Origin of the sequence: Gloeocapsopsis sp. IPPAS B-1203, from assembly GCF_002749975.1 — a bacterium.
GTDB lineage: Bacteria > Cyanobacteriota > Cyanobacteriia > Cyanobacteriales > Chroococcidiopsidaceae > Gloeocapsopsis.
Genome location: NZ_PEIG01000002.1, coordinates 336,400 through 356,982, shown reverse-complemented (window position 1 = coordinate 356,982; position 20,583 = coordinate 336,400). Strand labels below are relative to the sequence as shown.

The window sequence follows — 20,583 nt, the reverse complement described above, 5'->3', positions numbered from 1 at the left end:
AAAATTAGGAGTTTTTGAAGAGTTATAAGTGCTGAGTTAGGGAGATTCTTTATAATTCAAAACTCAAAACTTTTAAAACTACATCCCATTAATGTGAACAACAAGTTCTCTATTGTGACTACGTCGTCGATGCTCCCAAATGTATACTCCTTGCCAAGTACCTAACAGCAACTCACCCTTAGCAATCGGAATTTGTTCTGATGTATGTGTAAGTACTGTACGAATATGTGCTGGCATATCATCAGGTCCTTCAGCACTATGGATATAATAAGCATCTTCAGGAACGAGTTTCGCTAAGAAGTTTTCTAAATCTTTCAGCACGTCAGGATCAGCATTTTCTTGAATTACAAGGCTAGCAGAAGTATGACGCAGGAATAAATGACAAATTCCTGTTTCTACACCTGATTCAGCAACAATTGATTCAATTTTGGTAGTGACATTATTAAGAGATTTGCCTTGCGTGGGAATTCTAAGAATTTTTTGGTAATGCATTGTTAATTAATGAAATACTCTAAAACAGTCTGGGCGATCGCTTCATTGCCATCAAGGGCGATTCCTTGAGATTTTCTTGGTGTCAAAGGTTCATGTTGCAGAAATTCCCAACCGTTATGGAAAAATTCTGTTGGGCTAATAATTTGATGGTGGGCATAATCTTTAATACCTTCAATCAACAAAGCTGCTTCCGCAAAATCATCGCGTGTCAAAGTAACAATAGGCACTTGTTGTCGAATAGCTTCGGCGAACGTACTAAAACCAGGTTTAGAAACAACTCTGCCACAAAGCTGCATAAAATCAACTGGACGATATTGCGGATCGGTGATTTTGAGTAAGTTGGGTAAATTTGGGGCGTTACGAGCAAACGTGATAAATTGCCAATCAGGAAATCGCTGCACATTGTCGTAAGGAATCTGCTGTAAACCTAAACCACCGAAAGTTAGTAAGATTGTGCGTTCTTTTGGTGTTGTGATATTCCATGTAGATCGTAGCGCATCGGCTGGGTGGGATGGAGAACCACCAGGAAGCCCAAAGTCTGTGATATTTTTAAACGCACTCATTGGTTCGTGAAATGGTAAGCGGAGTAAGCGATCGCATTGACTGTAGCAATCAGAAATCCAATCGGCACTTTCTTGGAATTCACTTCCCCAATCACGATAAATAAAGTCCCAACCAAAATTACTAATAGTCCAACACGGAACCCCTGCGGTTTTACCCATGACTCCAGCTAAAGGTGGAACGTCTGCCAAAATTAACCCGACACGATTTTGCTTAATAAAGTTAACTTCCCCAGCAACAATTGCGTTTTGTTGAGTGCGAATGTGCTGCATTTTTTCGAGTGTAGCGGCTTTGTCCATTTTGAGACTGTCGCTTTGTACTACACCAACATCAAACGATCGCGGACGATAGATAAAATCATCTTGAATGTACGATTCAAGGAACCAGCGTGGTGTCGTTGTCACGAAAATTAATAATGCTTCTGGACAGAGTTTTTTAATCGTCGCCACAACCGATGCAGTCCGCGCTGCATGACCAAATCCGTGGCTAGTAACGGCTACGTAGATGATGGGAAACATATGTTAGGGGTCAGAGGTCAGAGGTCGGGGGTCAGGGTTTTTAGAGTAGGGTAGTAAAAAACAATAATCAAATCTCTCCCACACTCCTACTAGTCATATTCCACAATAACTTTCGATTCCGGCGATGAGTTGATCGATTTCACTTGTTGTGGTGAAGTAGTGAACACAAGCGCGAACACAGTCAGGATCTAGGAGTGTCCGCGTCATCATGTTTTGTGATTCTAAGTACTGTACTAGCTGTTGATGTCTACCAGGTTTTTGTTGTTTTAACTGAAATGATACAAGACTCGATTCAGGGGAAGTAGTGCGTAAACAAACAATATCTGATAGTTCGTTTAACCGTTGCCAAAGATAGTGACTCAGTTGCAGAATTTGTTCATAGCGTTGTGTCGCAGTTCCCCACTGTTGATGTGTTGCGATCGCTGCTCTTAATCCGCAATACTGTCCAAAAGCAGAAGTTGCGACTTCATAACGTCGCCCATCAGGTTGCCAATCTACAGGTTTACCTTGACTATCCATCGTGATACTACGCCAGCCAATAAATGTTGGTTGCAGCGATTCCCTTGCTTCGGGACGAACATACAATCCACCGACCCCCATAGGACCACACCACCACTTATGACCTGTGAAAGCATAAAAGTCTGCTTGTAACTCAGTTAAGTTCAATGGCAATAAACCAACTGACTGGGCTGCATCAACCAAAATTTGTATTCTACTGTTATACTCTCGGCAAACTTGGGCAATTTTGTTTATAGGTAAAACTTGACCTGTATTCCACAGAATGTGACTTAAAACGACGAGTCGCGTATTTGGTGTAAGGTGTTGGGCAATCACTTCAGCCGGATCGCTGCTGTTGAGAGTCGCCATAACAGGGCAAAACGAAACTTCGACATTAAATCGTCGGGCAATTTCTCGTGTTGTTGCAATGACACCAGGATGTTCGCAGTCTGTCAGTAGTATACGATCACCTGCTTGCCAGTTGATACCCCATAAAGCAATATTGCAGCCAACTGTCACGTCCTCTGTGATTGTCATTGATTCAGCAGGCGCATTGAGTTCTGAGGCGATCGCCTGTCGTGTTTGTTGGACTTCCTCAACAATCCAACCATTCACCTTTGTGGAAAAGGGACCATGAGTTTGAATGTATTCTTGTGCTTGATTGATGGCATCAATCGCCGCTTGCGGCATTGGTCCTTGACCGCCATAGTTAAAATAAGCTTTATTTGCTAAAGCCGGAAATCGTTGTCGGTGTTGTGCTGTTGGGGTAATAGAAATACTCGTCATTATCAGAAGTAGCTCGTTAGTGAATAGTATGACGCGATCGCACACATAATAAAGAAATCAGGAAACCTAAAATATCTCCTCTGAACCGTAGGTCTGCGCAAGCGTCCTCCGATCCCTGACCCCTGACCCCTAAAAATTGCTAGTCTAGAGTCATGCTAATGACTGCTGAACTGCTGCTGCAATATCAACGTTGTCAAAGACGGGCTTTTTTAGATACTCATGGCGATCGCAGCCAGCGAGATACTCCTAGTGACTTTTTACTACGGCTACAACAAGACAAAGTTGTTCATCAACAAAATGCTTTAGCACAACAAGATCCTCAAAAACCTGATTATTACAAAGGAAATTGGGAAGCAGGTGCGATCGCAACACTAAAACTGATGCAGCAAGGCGTTGAGCGTATTAGTCAAGGAGTCTTACTCACCAACTATTTAGAAAAATATACCCTGATAAGTCGTCCAGATTTACTGATCAAACAACCTGGAGACTCATGGTTTGGTGACTGGGTTTATATTCCTGCTCAAATAGAATTGGGAAAGCGCCCCAAGCTAGAATATCAAATTATTGCGGCGTATAATGCCTACGTATTAGAGCATATCCAAGGAATTTCACCAAAATCGGCATGGTTATTTCTGCGTCGTCCAGAAGTTTATACCGTGGATATTGCTAGGTGGACGTCCCAGATGCAACGTAGTTTGGCGCAATGTCTGGAAATTTTAGAAGCCAAATTAGCACCGGAAGTCTTTATTTCTCGACAGCGATGTAGTCTTTGTCGTTGGTATACTCAGTGTTATGCGATCGCTAAATCTCAACAACATCTTTCGCTAATTCCTGGAGTAACTCCTAATCGCTACACTCAATTACAAGCATTAAATGTTGTCACTCTGGAATCTTTGACTCAAGTCAATCCTGCACAATTAGAATCTTTACCAGGATTTGATCGCCAAGTTGCACAGAAATTAGTTTTACAAGCTCAAGCTGTTTTTGAAAATCGTCCGATTTTGTTGGATACAACTTGTAGAATAGGCACAGGAGAGACGCCCATACCACAAGCACCTATAGAACTTTACTTTGATATTGAAGCTGAACCCGATCTCAATTTAGATTACTTGTTGGGAGTTTTAGTTGTCGATCGTCAAACAGGAACCGAAACATTCCATAAACTCCTAGCCGAAACACCCGCCCAAGAAGAAAGGATTTGGCAACAGTTTTTAGATTTAGTTCACCAGTATCCGACTGCACCAATTTATCATTTTTGTGCTTATGAGGTCGATACTATCAAACGTTTGGGCAAACTTTATCACACTCCACGACAGCAAATTAAAACACTTCTAGCACGGTTTGTAGATGTTTACGAGCAAGTGACGCAAACAGTGGCTTTACCTGTAGAAAACTATACTTTAAAAGCGATCGCGCGGTGGTTGGGGTTTGAGTGGCGCGATCAGCAAGCGAATGGTTCGCATTGTATTTATTGGTACGATCAATGGTTGGCAACTGGCGATCGCACGTTACTTGAATCCATTGTCCGCTATAACGAAGATGATTGTCATGCTACACGCCATGTCAAAGATTGGTTGATAGATTTTACTACTGATTTACCTCCTACCAATCTCCAAGTGATTAGAACACCATAGAAGTCAAAATCATTTCTCTGACCTCCGAACCCTGACCCTTTTTTCTATGTCATTGAGCCGCAAACTATTACAGCCAATTACATTGGTGCTTTTTTGTCTATTATTGAGTGTTATTTTTGTTACACGCCAACCTACGCCCGCAGTACCAGTCACTGCAGTTAATTTTCTGGGGGAAGCAACATTACCCACAGGATTTTCTCATCAGGGGACGGAACTCGGTGGGTTATCAGGAATTACTTATGATTCTAATAAAAATGTTTATTACGCCATCTCTGACGATCGCAGCGAAAGAGCACCAGCACGATTTTATACTTTAAAAATTAATTTAGAACAGGGATTACAGCAAGGTGATGTGACTCCTTTAAAAGTTACAACTCTACTCAATGCCGAGAATCAACCCTTTGCCAAATATAATATTGATGCCGAGGGAATTGCAGTAACTGATCGCCAGACTGTGTTTATTTCTTCCGAAGGTGATACACAAAGATTAATCGATCCATTTATCAAAGAGTTCTCGTTAGCAAGTGGGAAAGAGTTGCGATCGCTACCCATACCTGAAAGATTTTTACCAACTGCAAGTCGCGATCGCGGTATTCGCAATAATAATGCGTTTGAAAGTTTAACAGTGACGCCTAATCAGCAATATTTATTTAGTGCAACCGAAAATGCTCTATTGCAAGATGAACCAATTGGTCAACCTGATACTAGTTCGCCTTGCCGAATTTTACAATATGACTTGCGTTCAGGAGTGCGATCGCATGAGTACCTGTACATCACTGAAACTGTACCAACACAAATCAATCTACCTAAATTTATGCGTGTCGGGCTAGTTGATTTACTAGCTATAGACAATAACGGCAATTTCATTAGCTTAGAACGCGCATTTACAGGTTTAGGATACAGCATTCGCTTGTACGCAGTTTCTTTAGCACAAGCCGATGATATCAGTGATATCGATAGTCTGCGTCAAGTTGATTTCAGTAGCATCAAACCAGTAAAGAAAAGATTGTTGCTCGATCTCAAAACATTGAAAAACATTGCACTAGATAACATCGAAGGCTTAACATTAGGTCCGGAGTTGACTGATGGGCAAAGATCGTTAATCCTAGTTAGCGATAATAACTTTCAACCTGCGCAGCGTACTCAATTTTTAGCTCTTACTATCCAATCTCAATTTAAGGATTAGTTTTTCACAATTGCAGCGATTCTACTGTATAAACTTATACTTATACAAAGTATGGTTACTGTAAGGTACAACACATTATGAATTTGTTAGTTACCTAAAATTATTCAGCAAGAGCTATTGAGCGACTGTACTAAGGATTGCAGCAATAAAACTTAAAAGGTCGATGGAAGTAATTGAATATGTCAAAACCACGCCCCAATCTATTTGTTATCGGTGCAATGAAAGCAGGAACTTCGTCACTGCACAACTATTTAAATAATCATCCTCAAATTTTTATGTGTAGTCCCAAAGAGCCAATGTTTTTCTCTAATCACTCTAATTGGGAGAAGGGTGAACAAGAATATCTCAAGCTTTTTGAGAATGCTGGGGACGCTTTGCTAGTGGGAGAATCGAGTACAAACTATTCAAAAGCTCCATACTACAGTGGTGTACCAGAACTCATAGCACAGTTCAATCCTGATGCTCGTTTTATTTACATTATGCGAGATCCAATAGAACGTACAATCAGCCATTACTGGTTTCATGTATCCTATTTTAAGGAAAGACGTGATATTGTGACGGCAATTCAGCAACAGCCTCACTATTTGGAAGTTAGTGATTATGCGATGCAACTCAAGTTATATTTTGATACTTTCGGTAAAGAACGAGTCGCAACTCTCACCCTTGAAGATTTAAAAAAAGACGCTACCAAAGAAATGCAAAAGTTGTTTGCGTGGTTGGGAGTTGATTCGTCCTTTGTTCCCCAAAACCTTGAAGAACGGAAGAATGTTACACCTCGTAAAGTCTTGTGGCAAGAAAAATCTCTTGCTGGTAGTTTGCGTAACTCTAAGTATTGGCAAGCGGTAAAGCCTGTAGTACCTAAATCAATGCGTACATGGGCAAAGAGTTGGTCAAATACTTATGTTGATCGCGAAGTTGTAGATTTAGAGCCAGTCAAAGCGTTTCTTAGACCAATTCAAGTTAAACAAGTTGAGACGTTGAGTGAGTTGTTAGGTCGTCAGTTTCCTGAATGGAAGACATTATACGCAAGTTGACCTCATGAGAAATTATTCGCATTGACAGCTCAGAAAAAGTATGCGAAGATAGAAATCGGTCAAAAATTGGGACTGTAGTTCAATTGGTTAGAGCACCGCCCTGTCACGGCGGAAGTTGCGGGTTCGAGCCCCGTCAGTCCCGTTCTCATCGTAAGTACTCAAAGTAGGCGAGACATAGGTTAACATAATTAACCTGTGCCAATTGGTTATTGGAAATACACGATAGTAGAAGCTTCAAGCTTCTCTCACTAAACTTTACATCTAAAATTTAGAGTTAACATGACTGTTAGAGTGCGCATTGCCCCTAGTCCTACAGGAAATCTACATATTGGAACCGCAAGAACTGCGGTATTTAACTGGTTATTTGCCCGTCATCATAGTGGTAAGTTCATTCTACGAATCGAAGATACTGATACTGAGCGATCGCGTGAAGAGTATACGCAAAATATCCTTGATGGTTTAACGTGGTTGGGGCTGAATTGGGATGAAGGACCAATTTTTCAGTCACGCCGTTTGGATGTGTATCGCCAAAGAGTGCAAGATTTACTTGATAAAGGACTAGTTTACTACTGCTACTGTTCTGAAGCAGAATTAGACGCGATGCGCGAAGCCCAAAAAGCACGAAACGAAGCGCCGCGTTATGATAACCGCCATCGCAATTTAACACCCGAACAACAAGCTGCATTTACTGCTGAAGGTCGCCGTCCAGTAATTCGTTTTAAGATTGAAGACGATCGCGAAATTGTCTGGAATGACATGGTACGCGGACAGATGAGTTGGCGCGGTAGTGACTTGGGTGGTGATATGGTTATTGCCCGTGCGGCAGAAAATAAGGGAATTGGTCAACCATTGTACAACTTTGCTGTCGTGGTTGATGACATAGATATGCAAATTACCCACGTCATTCGTGGAGAAGATCATATTGCCAATACTGCCAAGCAAATTTTACTATATGAAGCTTTTGGGGCAACTGTCCCAGAATTTGCCCATACACCTTTAATCTTAAATATGGAAGGGCGCAAGCTTTCCAAACGTGACGGTGTTACCTCAATTTTCGACTTCAAAGAAATGGGCTTTGTCGCCGAAGCAATGGTAAACTATATGACGTTATTGGGTTGGTCGCCACCTGATTCAACGCAGGAATTTTTTACCCTAGAAGAAGCAGCACAGCAATTCAGTTTTGATCGTGTTAATAAAGCTGGGGCAAAATTTGACTGGGCAAAGTTAGATTGGATTAATAGTCAGTATCTACACTCTATGCCTGTAGAGAAACTGACAGATTTGTTGATACCCTATTGGCAAGCTGCAGGATATGAATTTGATGCTGTAGGCGATCGCATTTGGTTAGAAAAAATCGCTCGTGTTATTGGTCCTAGTTTAACTCGGCTCAAAGATGCAGTAGATATGAGTTGGCTATTTTTTACTGACTCATTAACATACAGCGCAGATGCAACGCATCAGTTACAGCAAGCAGGTTCACAAGCAGTTCTTGAAGGTGTTTTGTCTGCACTCAATCATGGTACTGAACTGAGCGAAGCAAGTAGTCAGGATATCATTAAACACGTAGTAAAAGAGAAAAACGTCAAGAAAGGATTGGTGATGCGATCGCTACGTGCAGCATTAACTGGAGATATGCAAGGTCCTGACTTAATTCAATCTTGGGTAATTTTACATCAAAGGCAGTTTGATAAAGCGCGATTAGAAATTGCGATCGCAACTGCTAAATAAATCTAAGTCCGCTGCGGCGGGCTTTTTTTTTGGAACTATCTTTGTTAACTATAAGTCGAATTAAAGAGCAACATTCTGCTATTCTATCCCCGACCTTGATAACTATAGAATGCACCATAAAGTGCTAAATCAAAGCTTAATTTTAGCCATTTCCGTCACTATTTCTGGAATGACAACATTACAAGTTCAAGCACAGCCAGCACCACCTTTATTTGAGAACGTGACAATTGATCGCAATTTTTCCTCACCGTTGACGCTAAGGGGAATTAGCGGTGGTTCAGTACCAGCACAAAAAGTTGCTGGAAGAACGGAAACTGTCAATGGACCATGTGTAGGTTTTGTTGATACAGAACCTGACCATACTCTGGTACTCAAAGATTTTTTTGAATATCTCCGACTTCAAATACAAAGTCCTCAAGATACTACTATCATCGTTCGCGGTCCTGGTGGTACTTGGTGCAATGATGATGCTGACGGTAAAGATCCTGGTATTGGTGGAGAGTGGCTAGCTGGTAGCTATGATGTCTGGGTAGGGTCATTTGATAGGGATAGCTATTATCCTTATATTTTGAGAATTAGCAAGAAGCGTTAGTCTAGATTGTATTTTGAAAACGAACCACAAGCCGTTAGGACACGAAGGAATAAGAGTTTCAAAGAGTTTTTGCGTAAGTCCTGATGAAAATAGTTTGCTTACACGATAAAAATGAAATAGAGGCGCTGCTACGTCAAAATACTTTTCTCCATCTTTATAGTATTGGAGATTTAGACAATTTTTTCTGGCAACACACAACTTGGTACGGCTTGCAGGAAGATACGCTTAAACAGGTGGTTTTGATATACAAAGGTTCCGATTTACCTGTACTCTTGGGCTTGACAACAGAACCAACTTTAATGGCACATCTACTGCGATCAATCATACATCTTCTCCCAAGACAATTTTATGCTCATCTTAGTGAAGACTTAGCTCAAGTATTTGCGGAAGATTACCAAATACAATCCCACGGTTTGCACAAAAAGATGGCTTTAACTAATAGTCAGTTTTTAGCTAATTTTGATACATCTGAAGTTATTCAACTTGCAGTAGAAAATGCCGATGAAATAGCAGAGTTGTATCGTATAAGCTATCCAGAAAACTGGTTTGACTCGCGAATGCTAGAAACTGGATATTACTATGGTATTCGATGCGAAAACACGCTTGTTAGTATTGCGGGAGTTCACGTATATTCCCCACAGTACAAAGTCGCAGCGTTAGGTAACATTACAACACATCCACAATTTCGCGGACAAGGGTTGAGTAAAAAAGTTGTAGCCAGGTTGTGTCAAGAACTTTTGAAGAGAGTGAATTATATAGGCTTGAATGTGAAAGCAGATAATGCGATCGCGATCGCGTGTTATGAAAAACTCGGCTTTGCGTGGATAGCAACGTTTGAAGAATGTTTATTAACTTTGGTCTAACTACAAATAATTACTTTTACTAATCGTAGGGATCAAAGAGTTTGTATAACGGCAAATTTCTTTGCACTTGTATTCATACAATAAAAGATTTAATAGACAAACATTCTGTCTATAATCAATATTTTTCAACACTTAAATATGCAAAATAGATAATGCAATGCCACAGTAAGTTACAGAGATATTACTGTAAATATATTGCAACTTACGAAGAATACTTGCTGTTCTTTGAGATATATCAAAGTTACTTAATAAATAAAACAGTAGCCATTTTTACTGAATATATTTATTGGTCGTCCTAAAGAATAATGCGGTAACAGACTTACCAACCTGATTCCGCAAGTGTTTTCTGCGGACATAGACTTTTACAGGACTTATTAAGTCCTAATTCGAGCTGGAAATAAATAGAAATACTTAGGAGAGAAACCATGAAAACAGCAATTGTTGCTGGAACCATTGTAGCTGCCCTCAGCTTTAGCTTGCCAGCAGTGGCTGCTACCACAACTAAGTACCAGTTTAAAGGGCAAAATGCTTATGCCTCATTTTACCAGTATGACGAGTGCAATTCAACATCCGTCTACGTTACTGCTTTTACTAGCAGGGTTAAAGATGGTCCAGGCGCACCTACTGCACAGATGGGAGCAGACTTATATTACGATAACTACAATTATTGCAATGGAACATATTCATCTGGATACGGCTCTAGTCCAGATGCCAACTTCACAATTGACAATCAGCTTAGCTCAGCCTCTTTAAATGGGACATTTGTAGTTTACGACTACTGGTCAGGGACTAGCAAAACTGCGTCAGTGGCACTGACATGGACAGGCATAGGCTCTACGTCTAACGACAAATACAGTTATACTTATCAAACACCAACATACATGACACGCTATCGTTCTAATGGTTCTTTTAGAGAAGCACAAGCTGCAGGTAGTGTTACGATAGACGGCATAAACCTGATTGAAAATTTATCTAGCTATGGTAGTCTAGGCTCGTCTAGAAGCGGAAGTTTTGAGCGTATCACTAGAAGATAAAGCACTAACTTAATAGAGTATCTACTTGGCGAGTTGAATCGTCATTGGTGTGTAGTTTTAAACCATCCAATAACGGAATAATTATAATTAGTTAGTTATCGGACAACCGCAGCGACAGCTACTTTATCTACATATTAAATATCATGTTGAATTGCGGTACGTTACCCGAATGACGACAACTCGTTTTTTTTCAGATGCCATTAAAAATAGGTTTAGCTTGAGTTGTTAGAATGCAATCTGCACTCGTTTAATTTAGTCTTTTTCTCATCCAGAAATGCATTTAAGTTACCTACTGTAATTCATTGCTTTTACTAATTACAGTGATAAGAAAAAATTAAGTAACAAAAACAGTACTATTAACCGGAAGTTAATTTTTTCCTAACTCTTGATTATAACCACTTAACCTTAGACCAGTATTCTGTCTTTAGTGAGATTTCTACGCATTTTGAGAATCAATAGACAGAATAATATGCTGGGTAACAAAGTAAGTTTTAAACTTGAGCGCTTGAAAACAAAGATGACAAGTCGAAAAGCGATCGCATCTTTAGTCATAGCTGCTGCAACAATTGGTTTATCAGTACCTGCAGTTCGTTCTCAAAACCCAACAACAATCCGAGTTGATGGTTCTAGTACAGTTTTCCCAATCACTGAAGCTGTAGCTGAAGATTTTCAGAAGCAAAACGGTGGTAGAACGCGAGTTACAGTTGGTATTTCTGGTACTGGCGGTGGATTCAAAAAGTTTTGTCGTGGTGAAACCGAAATTTCTAACGCTTCTCGACCAATTAAAGCTGAAGAAATGGAAGCTTGCAAAAGTGCTGGTGTTCAGTATATAGAAATGCCAGTAGCTTACGACGCTTTAACAGTTGTTGTAAATCCTAGAAATAACTGGGTCAACAGCATGACTGTTGCTGAGTTGAAGAAAATTTGGGAACCAGCTGCACAAGGTAAGATGACAAATTGGAGTCAAGTACGCCAAGGATTTCCCAATTCTCCCATGAAACTGTATGGTCCTGGTGCAGATTCAGGAACTTTTGAGTACTTTACCGAAGCAGTCGTTGGTGATGCAAAGTCTAGCCGTACAGACTTCACAGCTAGCGAGGATGACAATGTTCTCGTACAAGGAGTTAGTCGCGATCGCGGTGCTTTAGGTTACTTCGGCTATGCGTATTACGAAGCTAACAAAAATCGTTTAAAAGCCGTAGCAATTGATAATGGTAATGGTAAAGCTGTGCTACCTTCTAGAGAAGCAGTAGAAAACGGTACTTACCAGCCTTTATCGCGACCACTATTTATTTACGTAAATGCTAAAGCTGCAAGTAGAGATGATGTCAAGCAATTCATTAACTACTACATCAGCAATGCACCTAAATTAGTCAGTGAAGTTGGTTATGTAGCTTTACCAGCGCGCGCTTACACTTTAGCAAGCAGCCACTTTCAACAGAATAAAGTAGGTACTGTATTTGGTGGGAAAGAAGCTGTCGGACTCCGTATTGAAGAACTACTACAACGCGAAGCAAGACTGTAAGTAATTTTTGTATAAAACTCGCGATTAGTAATTAGTTTAAAGCTGATTGCTAATCGCTCAATCATCAATTTTTTTCAGTCCACGCAGGTGGAAAGAGTTTTTAAGCCGCGAATTTATTCGCCAGGCGTATAAGATTCAACTAATTATGGTAGAAAGGCAAATCCAACTTACTATAAAACCTTTATCGCCAAGAATGCTGCGGAAAGTGCGAGAAAAAGCGATTGAGATTTTACTATTTCTCGCTGCTTGTTCTTCAGTAGCCACAACTATTGCAATTATTGGAATTTTGGTATATGAATCAATAACTTTTTTTAGAGAAGTTTCTTTAATAAACTTTCTAACAGATACACAATGGTCGCCCTTATTTGATGATGCGCACTATGGAATTTTACCACTACTTTCAGGTACGTTAGTAACGACTGCTGTTGCATTATCAGTAGCAGTACCTCTAGGAACGATTGCAGCAATTTATTTAAGCGAGTTTGCACCTTTTCGACTACGTGAATTTATTAAACCTTGCTTGGAATTATTAGCTGGTATTCCTACAGTAGTGTATGGTTATTTCGCACTTTTATTTGTGACACCATTATTACAAACATTTTTATGGGATCTTCCTGGATTTAATATGTTAAGTGCTGGCATTGTTATGGGAGTTATGATTATTCCCTACGTCAGTTCTGTTAGTGAAGATGCAATGCGTTCTGTACCCTTACACCTGCGCGAAGGTTCTTATGCAATGGGCGCAACGCGCTTGCAAACAGCTTTAAAAGTTATCTTTCCCTCAGCTATTTCGGGTATTACAGCAGCTTATATTTTAGGAATTTCGCGGGCAGTTGGTGAAACAATGATTGTAGCGATCGCTGCTGGTTTACAGCCTACTCTTACTTGGAATCCGATGAATGAAGCTGCAACAATTACGGCTTATATTGTTTCAGTTAGTTTAGGAGATTTACCTCACGGTAGTTTAGAGTACCAAACAATCTTTGCTGCGGGACTTACGCTGGTATTGATGACCTTAGTATTCAATATTTTTGGATATTTTTTAAGTAGACGCTATCGCGAAAAATACTAATTATGCAGCAAGAATTACAGCAAGTCAAAAAAATTATTATCCGTAATAAACTTTGGCAAGGTTGTTTTGCTGTCCTTGGCTTGTTGTCTGTCTTAGTTGGAATTATAACGCTTATAACCTTAGTTTCAGACTTATTTATCGATGGCTTACCTCGTTTATCTTGGCAATTTTTAACATCATTCCCTAGCCGTAAGCCTGAAGAAGCAGGAATTTTAGCAGCTTGGGTAGGAACAGTTTTGGTAATGATTGTCACAGCGATCGCAGCAATACCTGTGGGAATTGCTTCAGGAATTTATTTAGAAGAATATGCTGGTGAAAACTGGTTTACAGGTTTAATTGAAATAAACGTTACTAACCTAGCAGGTGTTCCCTCTATTATTTATGGACTTTTAGCATTAGGTTTATTTGTTTATCAACTCAATTTAGGTGAAAGTGTTCTCACTGCAGGGCTAACCTTAGCATTACTCGTTTTACCCATTGTTATTGTCACAACACGCGAAGCATTGCGGGCAATTCCTAATAGTATCCGCGAAGCAGCTTATGCAACAGGTGCAAGTAAATGGCAAGCAATTTGGGATCATATATTACCCTATTCAATTGGTAGTATTCTGACAGGTATCATTATTGGTTTATCACGCGCTGTTGGTGAAACTGCACCTTTAATTACAATTGGTGCGCTAACTTTTATTGCATTCTTACCCGATCCACCAATCAAAACTGAATTTCCTTACATTTCCTTTGGTTGGTTACAAGCACCCTTTACAGTCATGCCCATTCAAATGTTTAATTGGGTATCGCGTCCTGAACCTGATTTCCAATTTAATGCTGCTGCTGCTGGTGTCGTATTAATTTGCATGACACTAGGAATGAATGCTTTAGCAATTTACCTCCGCTATCGTCTCCGCGAACGAATTAAATGGTAGAAGTAACATCCATCAAAACCAAGGCAAAAGTTAATAACCTGAACTTTTATTATGGAACAGTACAGGTATTGAGACATATTAACTTGCTAGTACCAGAAAACAAAGTTACAGCCTTAATTGGACCATCAGGATGTGGTAAAACTACCTTATTACGCTGTTTTAATCGCATGCACGATCTTTATCCTGGTAATCGCTACGAAGGAGAGATTTTGCTCGATTCTGAACAGATAAATATTTTAAGTCGTCGCATCGATCCAATTGAAGTAAGAATGCGGATTAGCATGGTATTTCAAAAACCTAATCCTTTCCCAAAATCAATTTACGAAAATGTAGCCTATGGATTGCGCGTGCGGGGTGAATCTCGACGCAGTATTATTGATGAAAAAGTGGAACAAGCTTTATATAATGCTGCGCTTTGGGATGAAGTTAAAGATCGTTTATACGATTTAGCATTCAATCTTTCTGGCGGACAACAGCAAAGATTATGTATTGCGCGTGCATTAGCAACAAATCCTGAAATTATTTTATTTGACGAGCCAACATCTGCACTCGATCCAATCTCTACAAGTAGTATTGAAGCATTAATTACTCGATTAAAAGAACAAGTAACAGTTTTAATTGTGACGCACAATATGCAGCAAGCTGCACGAATTTCTGACTACACAGCGTTTATGTACCTTGGTGAGATTATCGAGTTTAAGCAAACCAAGCAAATTTTTACGCATCCTACGCAGAAACAAACAGAGGATTATATTCGTGGGAGATTTGGATAAAAAAGTGAATAGTGAATAGTGGTTAGTGATTAGAAGATAATGGAATAGAGGTAGATCAAGACACTTTAAAATTGTTATGAATCAATCTAGCTTATCAAAAAAACTACCTCCTGTATTACAAATTTTATATCGACCCATGTTATTTATTTCTTTGGCTTTACATGGGATATTTTTAACTTTACCAATGCCGCAGCCAACAAAATCGCAAGTTGAACAAAAGCCACAAAATGAGGAATTAGAAATTACCCAGTTACTCGCACCACCAAAGAAACCTTCTCCTCAATCATCCTTGCAAACTACGCGTCCGCAGCGTCAGCTTCCACAACCAAATCCTAAAATTACGCCATCAATATCGCAACCGAAACCAACCCCCAGTATTTCGCCAACACCTCAAGCTACACTAAGTCCTACGCCAACACCGCTTGCATCACCAACGCCCTTACCTTCACCAGAAGTATCACCAACCTTAGAACCGACATCTGAACCAACGATAGAAGCATCTCCTAACGTTTCAGATGACAATGTTGCCGAATTTCAAAATCTTTTTGGGGAAGTTGCGGGAGAAGTTGCAGAAGACTTGGGAGTAGATCCAAGCTATTTTGCACAACCTGAATTATTTTTCACACCAGAAAGCTTAGCAACAGAAGAACCACAACAAAAACAAGAAATTGCTCGCATTAAATGGATTTCGCTGAAAACACCTGAACAAGTCTTTACTGAAATTGAACCACAGCTACAAAGTAGTGGAATGGAAGTTTCTATTCAAGGTGAATATGGTGGTGGAAACGTTTATAAAATACAAAAAGGTAACTTTATCACATATTTGAACTTAGTTCATACAGCAACAAGTATCGGTACAATGATTGTTGTATGGAATAGCGATCCTCTTCAAATTTGAGCAAGATGAGTGCCATATAGAGTTTGACTCTGCTTCATAAAAATTTCATCAAATCTTTTATGTTGCTTTAACTGCAGAGCTTTGTACTATGTCAGCATTATAGATATTTGGAGCTAGGTACATAAGTCGTGGCTACATCTGAACAAACACCTCCTCGCTTTCGTTCAGCAACCAAGTTTCCTAAAACTATAGGACAACTAAATCGTTCAGAGCTAGAAGAAGTCTATGGTGAAATGAGAGACTGTCTGATTTTTACAAATCGGAGTCGAGCACAGCTATTGCGGCGGAATGAAGAACAAAAACAATCCGCAATAAAACTGAAAACAGATGTAGAACGATTACAACTATTAATTAATCAACTTAATCAGGAAAAACAACAATTAGCACAAAGCCAACAACTAATTGTTACTGGCTTAGAGCAAGAAATTAGTTCAATGACTAAGCACTTAGATAATTTATCTGAGGTTTATAATACAGTTGCAGATATTGAGGACATGGCGCAAACTCAGTGGAGTTTTTTAAGTCTACCTCAGCGCTTTTTTCAACTATTAAAAGCAGTTAAATCGATCGTCTTATCTTGGCGTGAAGAGCATTACGAAGATACAACAAATATTTCACTCAAAGGTACTTCTCAACCTACAATTTTAGATAGCACTGATTTAGATAACGCCCGTAGAGAACAACCACAAATGTACGACGATCCTGCATCAACAGGACGTGCTCTTCTGGATAGATAAGTATTATGGGTAAAAAACGCCTAGAGCAACTATTAGAGCAACTTAAGACTAATCAACAAGCAGACTTACAAAATGCTGCTGCTATTTACACTGTAGCTCAGGTAGCTGTAAATGAATTACACAAGGAAGCAACATCAGAAAATTTATCTACATTAGCGTTAAAGCCAGTACAACCATCAATTGATAAAGCAGAATTAATTCGTCGCTACGGTTCATATAGTAACTGTCGTCGGATAGCTAAACAAAACGGTCTTAAGTTTAGTCGCAATCCTAGTTGGCAACAATTAGCTATAGGTTTTAGTTATTTAGAAAATTTACAGCAAGTAGTTAGAAATTACCTTGATAAACACCCAGATCCTCTTCTAGAAGGAATTACTATAGAATTTAAATTAGGTTCAGCAGCAGGTCAAAACAAATCAAATTAATTTGTTTTACCACCTTTTTAATCAATAGCTAAAGAGATGCGATCGCCACCCACATCACGCATGTCTCCTAATAGTTGCACAACCGATTCATAAGGTAATTCACTATCTGGTTGAAGTAAAACAGAACCTTGGGGATTTTGCTGGAGATAAACTTGCATTTGTTGTAAGAGTTGCTGTTTAGTTACTGGTTGTTGATCGAGTAAGATTTGCTGCTCATTTAATTCTACTAGTAACGGTTCAGGTGTATTTTGTTGTGGTCCAGCATTATTTTGTACAGGTAACTGAATATCAACACCTTGTTCATTTGTTAAAGTCATAGAAATAAGAACAAAAAATGCCAAAGTTGCCATCATCACATTCAACATTGGCGTTAAATTGATTGTGGGTATTGCAGTATGTTGCTGTTTAAATCGCATAATATTTATTTTCTTTCGATAGCTAAAGAAACGCGATCACCTCCTACATCACGCATTTTTTCTAATATTTGTACTACTTGTTTATATGATAGTTTTTTATCAGCTTTCAGCACGACTAGCGCTTGAGAATTTTGTTTTAAATATGATTCTATCTCTTTTTCTAGTGTTGTTAAAGTAATAGGCTGATTTTCAAGTATAATTTCCCCACTTTGGTTTAAACCTACAATTAAAGGTTCAAGGAAAGAACTTTGTTCGCGTACGCCATTGCCTACTATTGGTAAACTTACATTAGCAATTCTTCTACCTGATAATGTCATAGAAGTGATGATGAAAAACGTGAGAACAGACATCAACACATCCATCATCGGTATTAAATTAACTTCTGGTATCTGCGAGGAACGTCTTTGCTGATTTCTAAACAAAATAAATCACCAATTACCAGTTACCAATTACCCATTACCCTGAGTACTATTTTGTCCAATCGAACTGAACATCGGTTCATACCAAGTTTGGCGATAGATGAGTTCTAATTCGCTACCTACATCTGAAAAGTAATCAATTTGTTGAGATTGCAACGTCACGAAAACTCGGAAAAAAATTAACGCAATAATCGCCACAATCATTCCCGCAGCCGTAGTAATTAAGGCTTCACCAATACCCGCAGCTGCGCGTGTTGCTTCCGCAGTTGTTCCGCCGCCACCAATATTTAAGTTATTAAAAGTACCTATTAAACCTGTAACCGTCCCTAGTAATCCTAGTAAAGGAGCAAGTGCTACGACAGTTTCTAGTAATTTATCTCCTTTACGCATTTGAGTAAATTCTTTATCGCCTGCGGCTTCCATCGCCAAACGAAAAGTTTCAGGAGTAGGCTGAGTTAACCTCAAAGGCGCAAACAAAAAACGACCAATCGGTAAAGATTGAGCTTTTTGAGCTATATTTGCAGCTTTCATCAAATCAAAACGTGCTGCTGCTAACACATCATGAACAATTCGATCTTCTTTACTGAGTAATTGAAACCAAAACCAAGCACGTTCCAAAGCACAAGCAAATGTCACAATAGAAAGCCCTAATAAGGGCCACATCACAGGACCACCTGCAATAAAGGTGTCATATATTCTAGCCATGTTGTTTTCTCTGGCTGCTGAAATCAAAATGTATGCAGATACCTGTTCTACTTAAATACACTGTTAAAGTTAAGGGAGCATTATCAAAGCTCAAAACACCGTTTCATAATTCCGGTATAGTCATCCGCCTCGCCCTAGCCGAACAAGAATAACTCTCCTCTGTACCTCTGTGGTTCGTCTCCCACCCTCTCGACAACACCTGTGATAATGAAAATAGCTTCACATTTCTACAAAAAACATGGCACGAGACTTACGCGGATTCATCAAACTCCTAGAAGAACGCGGACAACTGCGACGCATCACAGCCAAAGTCGATCCAGACTTAGAAATCGCTGAAATCTCCAATCGCATGTTACAACAAGGAGGACCTGGCTTACTCTTTGAAAACGTCAAAGGTGCAGCATATCCCGTCGCAGTCAATCTCATGGGAACTGTAGAACGCATCTGCTGGGCGATGAATATGGAAACTCCCCAAGAATTAGAAACTTTGGGGAAAAAACTGGGTATGTTGCAACAACCCAAACCACCTAAGAAAATTGGGCAAGCTGTAGAATTTGGTAAATTATTATTTGATGTTGTCAAAGCAAAACCAGGGCGAGATTTTTTCCCTGCGTGTCAGCAAGTTGTCTTTCAAGGTGACGACTTAGATTTAAATACACTACCTTTAATTCGTCCTTATCCAGGCGATGCGGGTAAGATTATCACCTTAGGGCTTGTGATTACCAAAGATTGTGAAACAGGAACTCCTAATGTTGGAGTTTATCGCCTGCAATTGCAATCAAAAAATACCATGACAGTTCACTGGTTATCGGTACGCGGTGGGGCGAGACATTTACGCAAAGCAGCCGAACGTGGGAAAAAATTAGAAATCGCGATCGCTCTTGGTGTCGATCCTCTGATCATTATGGCAGCCGCGACACCCATACCTGTCGATTTATCTGAATGGCTATTTGCAGGGCTTTACGGCGGTTCAGGAGTACAACTTGCAAAATGCAAAACTGTTGATTTAGAAGTTCCAGCGGCTTCAGAATTCGTCTTAGAAGGCACAATTACACCAGGGGAAGTATTACCCGATGGACCGTTTGGCGATCATATGGGTTACTACGGTGGTGTGGAAGATTCACCACTCATTCGTTTCCACTGCATGACACATCGTAAAGATCCCGTTTATTTAACAACATTTAGCGGTCGTCCGCCCAAAGAAGAAGCAATGATGGCGATCGCACTCAATCGCATATACACTCCAATTCTGCGTCAACAAGTCTCCGAAATTGTTGATTTCTTCTTACCAATGGAAGCCTTGAGTTACAAAGCGGCAATTATTTCCATTGATAAAGCATATCCTGGACAAGCAAGAAGGGCAGCATTAGCATTTTGGAGTGCGTTACCACAGTTTACTTACACTAAGTTTGTGATTGTTGTCGATAAAGATATTAATATCCGCGATCCGCGCCAAGTTGTTTGGGCAATTAGTTCTAAAGTTGACCCGACTAGAGATGTGTTTATCCTACCTAATACGCCGTTTGATTCCTTAGATTTTGCCAGTGAAAAAATTGGTTTAGGTGGACGCATGGGAATTGATGCAACAACAAAAATTCCTCCCGAAACCGAACATGAGTGGGGTGCAGTCTTAGAGTCCGATCCTGATGTTGCTGCTATGGTAGAACGTCGCTGGGCGGAATATGGTTTAGACAATTTAAATCTGCAAGACGTTGACCCGAATTTGTTTGGTTACGACATGCGTTAATGTCAGAAAAAAGCTAT

The 20,583-nt window shown here is 39.8% G+C and carries 21 protein-coding genes and 1 tRNA gene; 16 read left to right on the top strand and 6 right to left on the bottom strand.

What is annotated here, in order from left to right; genetic code table 11:
- Positions 1–78: 78 nt before the first annotated feature.
- From CSQ79_RS05035 to CSQ79_RS05025, 3 genes are all read right to left on the bottom strand, one after another.
- Positions 79–492, bottom strand: coding sequence for a secondary thiamine-phosphate synthase enzyme YjbQ (locus CSQ79_RS05035; RefSeq protein WP_099700091.1), 414 nt, complete (start codon positions 490–492; stop codon positions 79–81).
- A 2-nt stretch (positions 493–494) separates the two neighbouring features.
- On the bottom strand, positions 495–1,571 hold the full coding sequence (locus CSQ79_RS05030) for a glycosyltransferase family protein (RefSeq protein WP_099700090.1): 1,077 nt from the start codon (positions 1,569–1,571) through the stop codon (positions 495–497).
- Between the two features lie 93 nt (positions 1,572–1,664).
- Positions 1,665–2,855 carry an aminotransferase class V-fold PLP-dependent enzyme gene (locus tag CSQ79_RS05025; protein ID WP_099700089.1) on the bottom strand — a complete coding sequence of 397 codons (1,191 nt, stop codon included), beginning with the start codon at positions 2,853–2,855 and terminating at the stop codon, positions 1,665–1,667.
- A 152-nt stretch (positions 2,856–3,007) separates the two neighbouring features.
- Between CSQ79_RS05025 and CSQ79_RS05020 the strand changes: the two genes are divergently transcribed.
- The 15 genes from CSQ79_RS05020 (at position 3,008) to CSQ79_RS04950 (ending at position 17,279) form a co-directional block, all read left to right on the top strand.
- Complete coding sequence (locus tag CSQ79_RS05020) at positions 3,008–4,489, top strand: TM0106 family RecB-like putative nuclease (protein WP_289500567.1); 1,482 nt, start codon at positions 3,008–3,010, stop codon at positions 4,487–4,489.
- Between the two features lie 46 nt (positions 4,490–4,535).
- A complete protein-coding gene (locus tag CSQ79_RS05015) occupies positions 4,536–5,675 on the top strand; it encodes an esterase-like activity of phytase family protein (RefSeq protein ID WP_099700087.1) in 1,140 nt (379 codons plus the stop codon).
- Positions 5,676–5,854: 179 nt separating this feature from the next.
- Positions 5,855–6,709: a sulfotransferase family protein gene (locus CSQ79_RS05010; protein WP_099700086.1), complete on the top strand. Its 855-nt coding sequence runs from the start codon at positions 5,855–5,857 to the stop codon at positions 6,707–6,709.
- A 68-nt stretch (positions 6,710–6,777) separates the two neighbouring features.
- Positions 6,778–6,851, top strand: a tRNA-Asp gene (locus CSQ79_RS05005).
- 137 nt (positions 6,852–6,988) lie between these two features.
- Positions 6,989–8,437, top strand: coding sequence for a glutamate--tRNA ligase (gene gltX, locus CSQ79_RS05000; protein WP_099700085.1), 1,449 nt, complete (start codon positions 6,989–6,991; stop codon positions 8,435–8,437).
- 109 nt (positions 8,438–8,546) lie between these two features.
- Complete coding sequence (locus tag CSQ79_RS04995; RefSeq protein ID WP_099700084.1) at positions 8,547–9,029, top strand: hypothetical protein; 483 nt, start codon at positions 8,547–8,549, stop codon at positions 9,027–9,029.
- 83 nt (positions 9,030–9,112) lie between these two features.
- Positions 9,113–9,892, top strand: coding sequence for a GNAT family N-acetyltransferase (locus tag CSQ79_RS04990; protein ID WP_099700083.1), 780 nt, complete (start codon positions 9,113–9,115; stop codon positions 9,890–9,892).
- Positions 9,893–10,317: 425 nt separating this feature from the next.
- Positions 10,318–10,926: a hypothetical protein gene (locus CSQ79_RS04985; RefSeq protein WP_099700082.1), complete on the top strand. Its 609-nt coding sequence runs from the start codon at positions 10,318–10,320 to the stop codon at positions 10,924–10,926.
- A gap of 517 nt (positions 10,927–11,443) precedes the next feature.
- Entirely contained in the window at positions 11,444–12,451 is a 1,008-nt protein-coding gene (locus tag CSQ79_RS04980) for a PstS family phosphate ABC transporter substrate-binding protein (protein WP_099700298.1), read from the top strand.
- Positions 12,452–12,596: 145 nt separating this feature from the next.
- Positions 12,597–13,523 (top strand): phosphate ABC transporter permease subunit PstC, encoded by a 927-nt coding sequence (gene pstC, locus CSQ79_RS04975; RefSeq protein WP_099700081.1) that lies wholly within the window; start codon positions 12,597–12,599, stop codon positions 13,521–13,523.
- A gap of 2 nt (positions 13,524–13,525) precedes the next feature.
- On the top strand, positions 13,526–14,446 hold the full coding sequence (gene pstA / locus CSQ79_RS04970) for a phosphate ABC transporter permease PstA (protein ID WP_289500565.1): 921 nt from the start codon (positions 13,526–13,528) through the stop codon (positions 14,444–14,446).
- Complete coding sequence (gene pstB, locus CSQ79_RS04965) at positions 14,440–15,219, top strand: phosphate ABC transporter ATP-binding protein PstB (RefSeq protein ID WP_099700079.1); 780 nt, start codon at positions 14,440–14,442, stop codon at positions 15,217–15,219. Before pstA ends, pstB begins: the two co-directional genes overlap by 7 nt.
- A 76-nt stretch (positions 15,220–15,295) precedes the next feature.
- Positions 15,296–16,117 carry a hypothetical protein gene (locus tag CSQ79_RS04960; RefSeq protein WP_099700078.1) on the top strand — a complete coding sequence of 274 codons (822 nt, stop codon included), beginning with the start codon at positions 15,296–15,298 and terminating at the stop codon, positions 16,115–16,117.
- Between the two features lie 128 nt (positions 16,118–16,245).
- Complete coding sequence (locus CSQ79_RS04955) at positions 16,246–16,854, top strand: hypothetical protein (RefSeq protein ID WP_099700077.1); 609 nt, start codon at positions 16,246–16,248, stop codon at positions 16,852–16,854.
- A gap of 5 nt (positions 16,855–16,859) precedes the next feature.
- Positions 16,860–17,279: a hypothetical protein gene (locus CSQ79_RS04950; RefSeq protein WP_099700076.1), complete on the top strand. Its 420-nt coding sequence runs from the start codon at positions 16,860–16,862 to the stop codon at positions 17,277–17,279.
- A gap of 17 nt (positions 17,280–17,296) precedes the next feature.
- Here CSQ79_RS04950 and CSQ79_RS04945 read toward each other — a convergent pair whose 3' ends face one another.
- The 3 genes from CSQ79_RS04945 to CSQ79_RS04935 form a co-directional block, all read right to left on the bottom strand.
- Positions 17,297–17,695 (bottom strand): ExbD/TolR family protein, encoded by a 399-nt coding sequence (locus tag CSQ79_RS04945; RefSeq protein WP_099700075.1) that lies wholly within the window; start codon positions 17,693–17,695, stop codon positions 17,297–17,299.
- Between the two features lie 5 nt (positions 17,696–17,700).
- Complete coding sequence (locus CSQ79_RS04940) at positions 17,701–18,060, bottom strand: ExbD/TolR family protein (RefSeq protein WP_502693907.1); 360 nt, start codon at positions 18,058–18,060, stop codon at positions 17,701–17,703.
- Between the two features lie 84 nt (positions 18,061–18,144).
- The gene (locus CSQ79_RS04935) at positions 18,145–18,819 is read right to left on the bottom strand and encodes a MotA/TolQ/ExbB proton channel family protein (protein WP_099700073.1); all 675 of its coding nucleotides are present in this window, start codon (positions 18,817–18,819) and stop codon (positions 18,145–18,147) included.
- A 238-nt stretch (positions 18,820–19,057) separates the two neighbouring features.
- Between CSQ79_RS04935 and CSQ79_RS04930 the strand changes: the two genes are divergently transcribed.
- On the top strand, positions 19,058–20,566 hold the full coding sequence (locus CSQ79_RS04930; RefSeq protein ID WP_099700072.1) for a UbiD family decarboxylase: 1,509 nt from the start codon (positions 19,058–19,060) through the stop codon (positions 20,564–20,566).
- Positions 20,567–20,583: the final 17 nt, after the last annotated feature.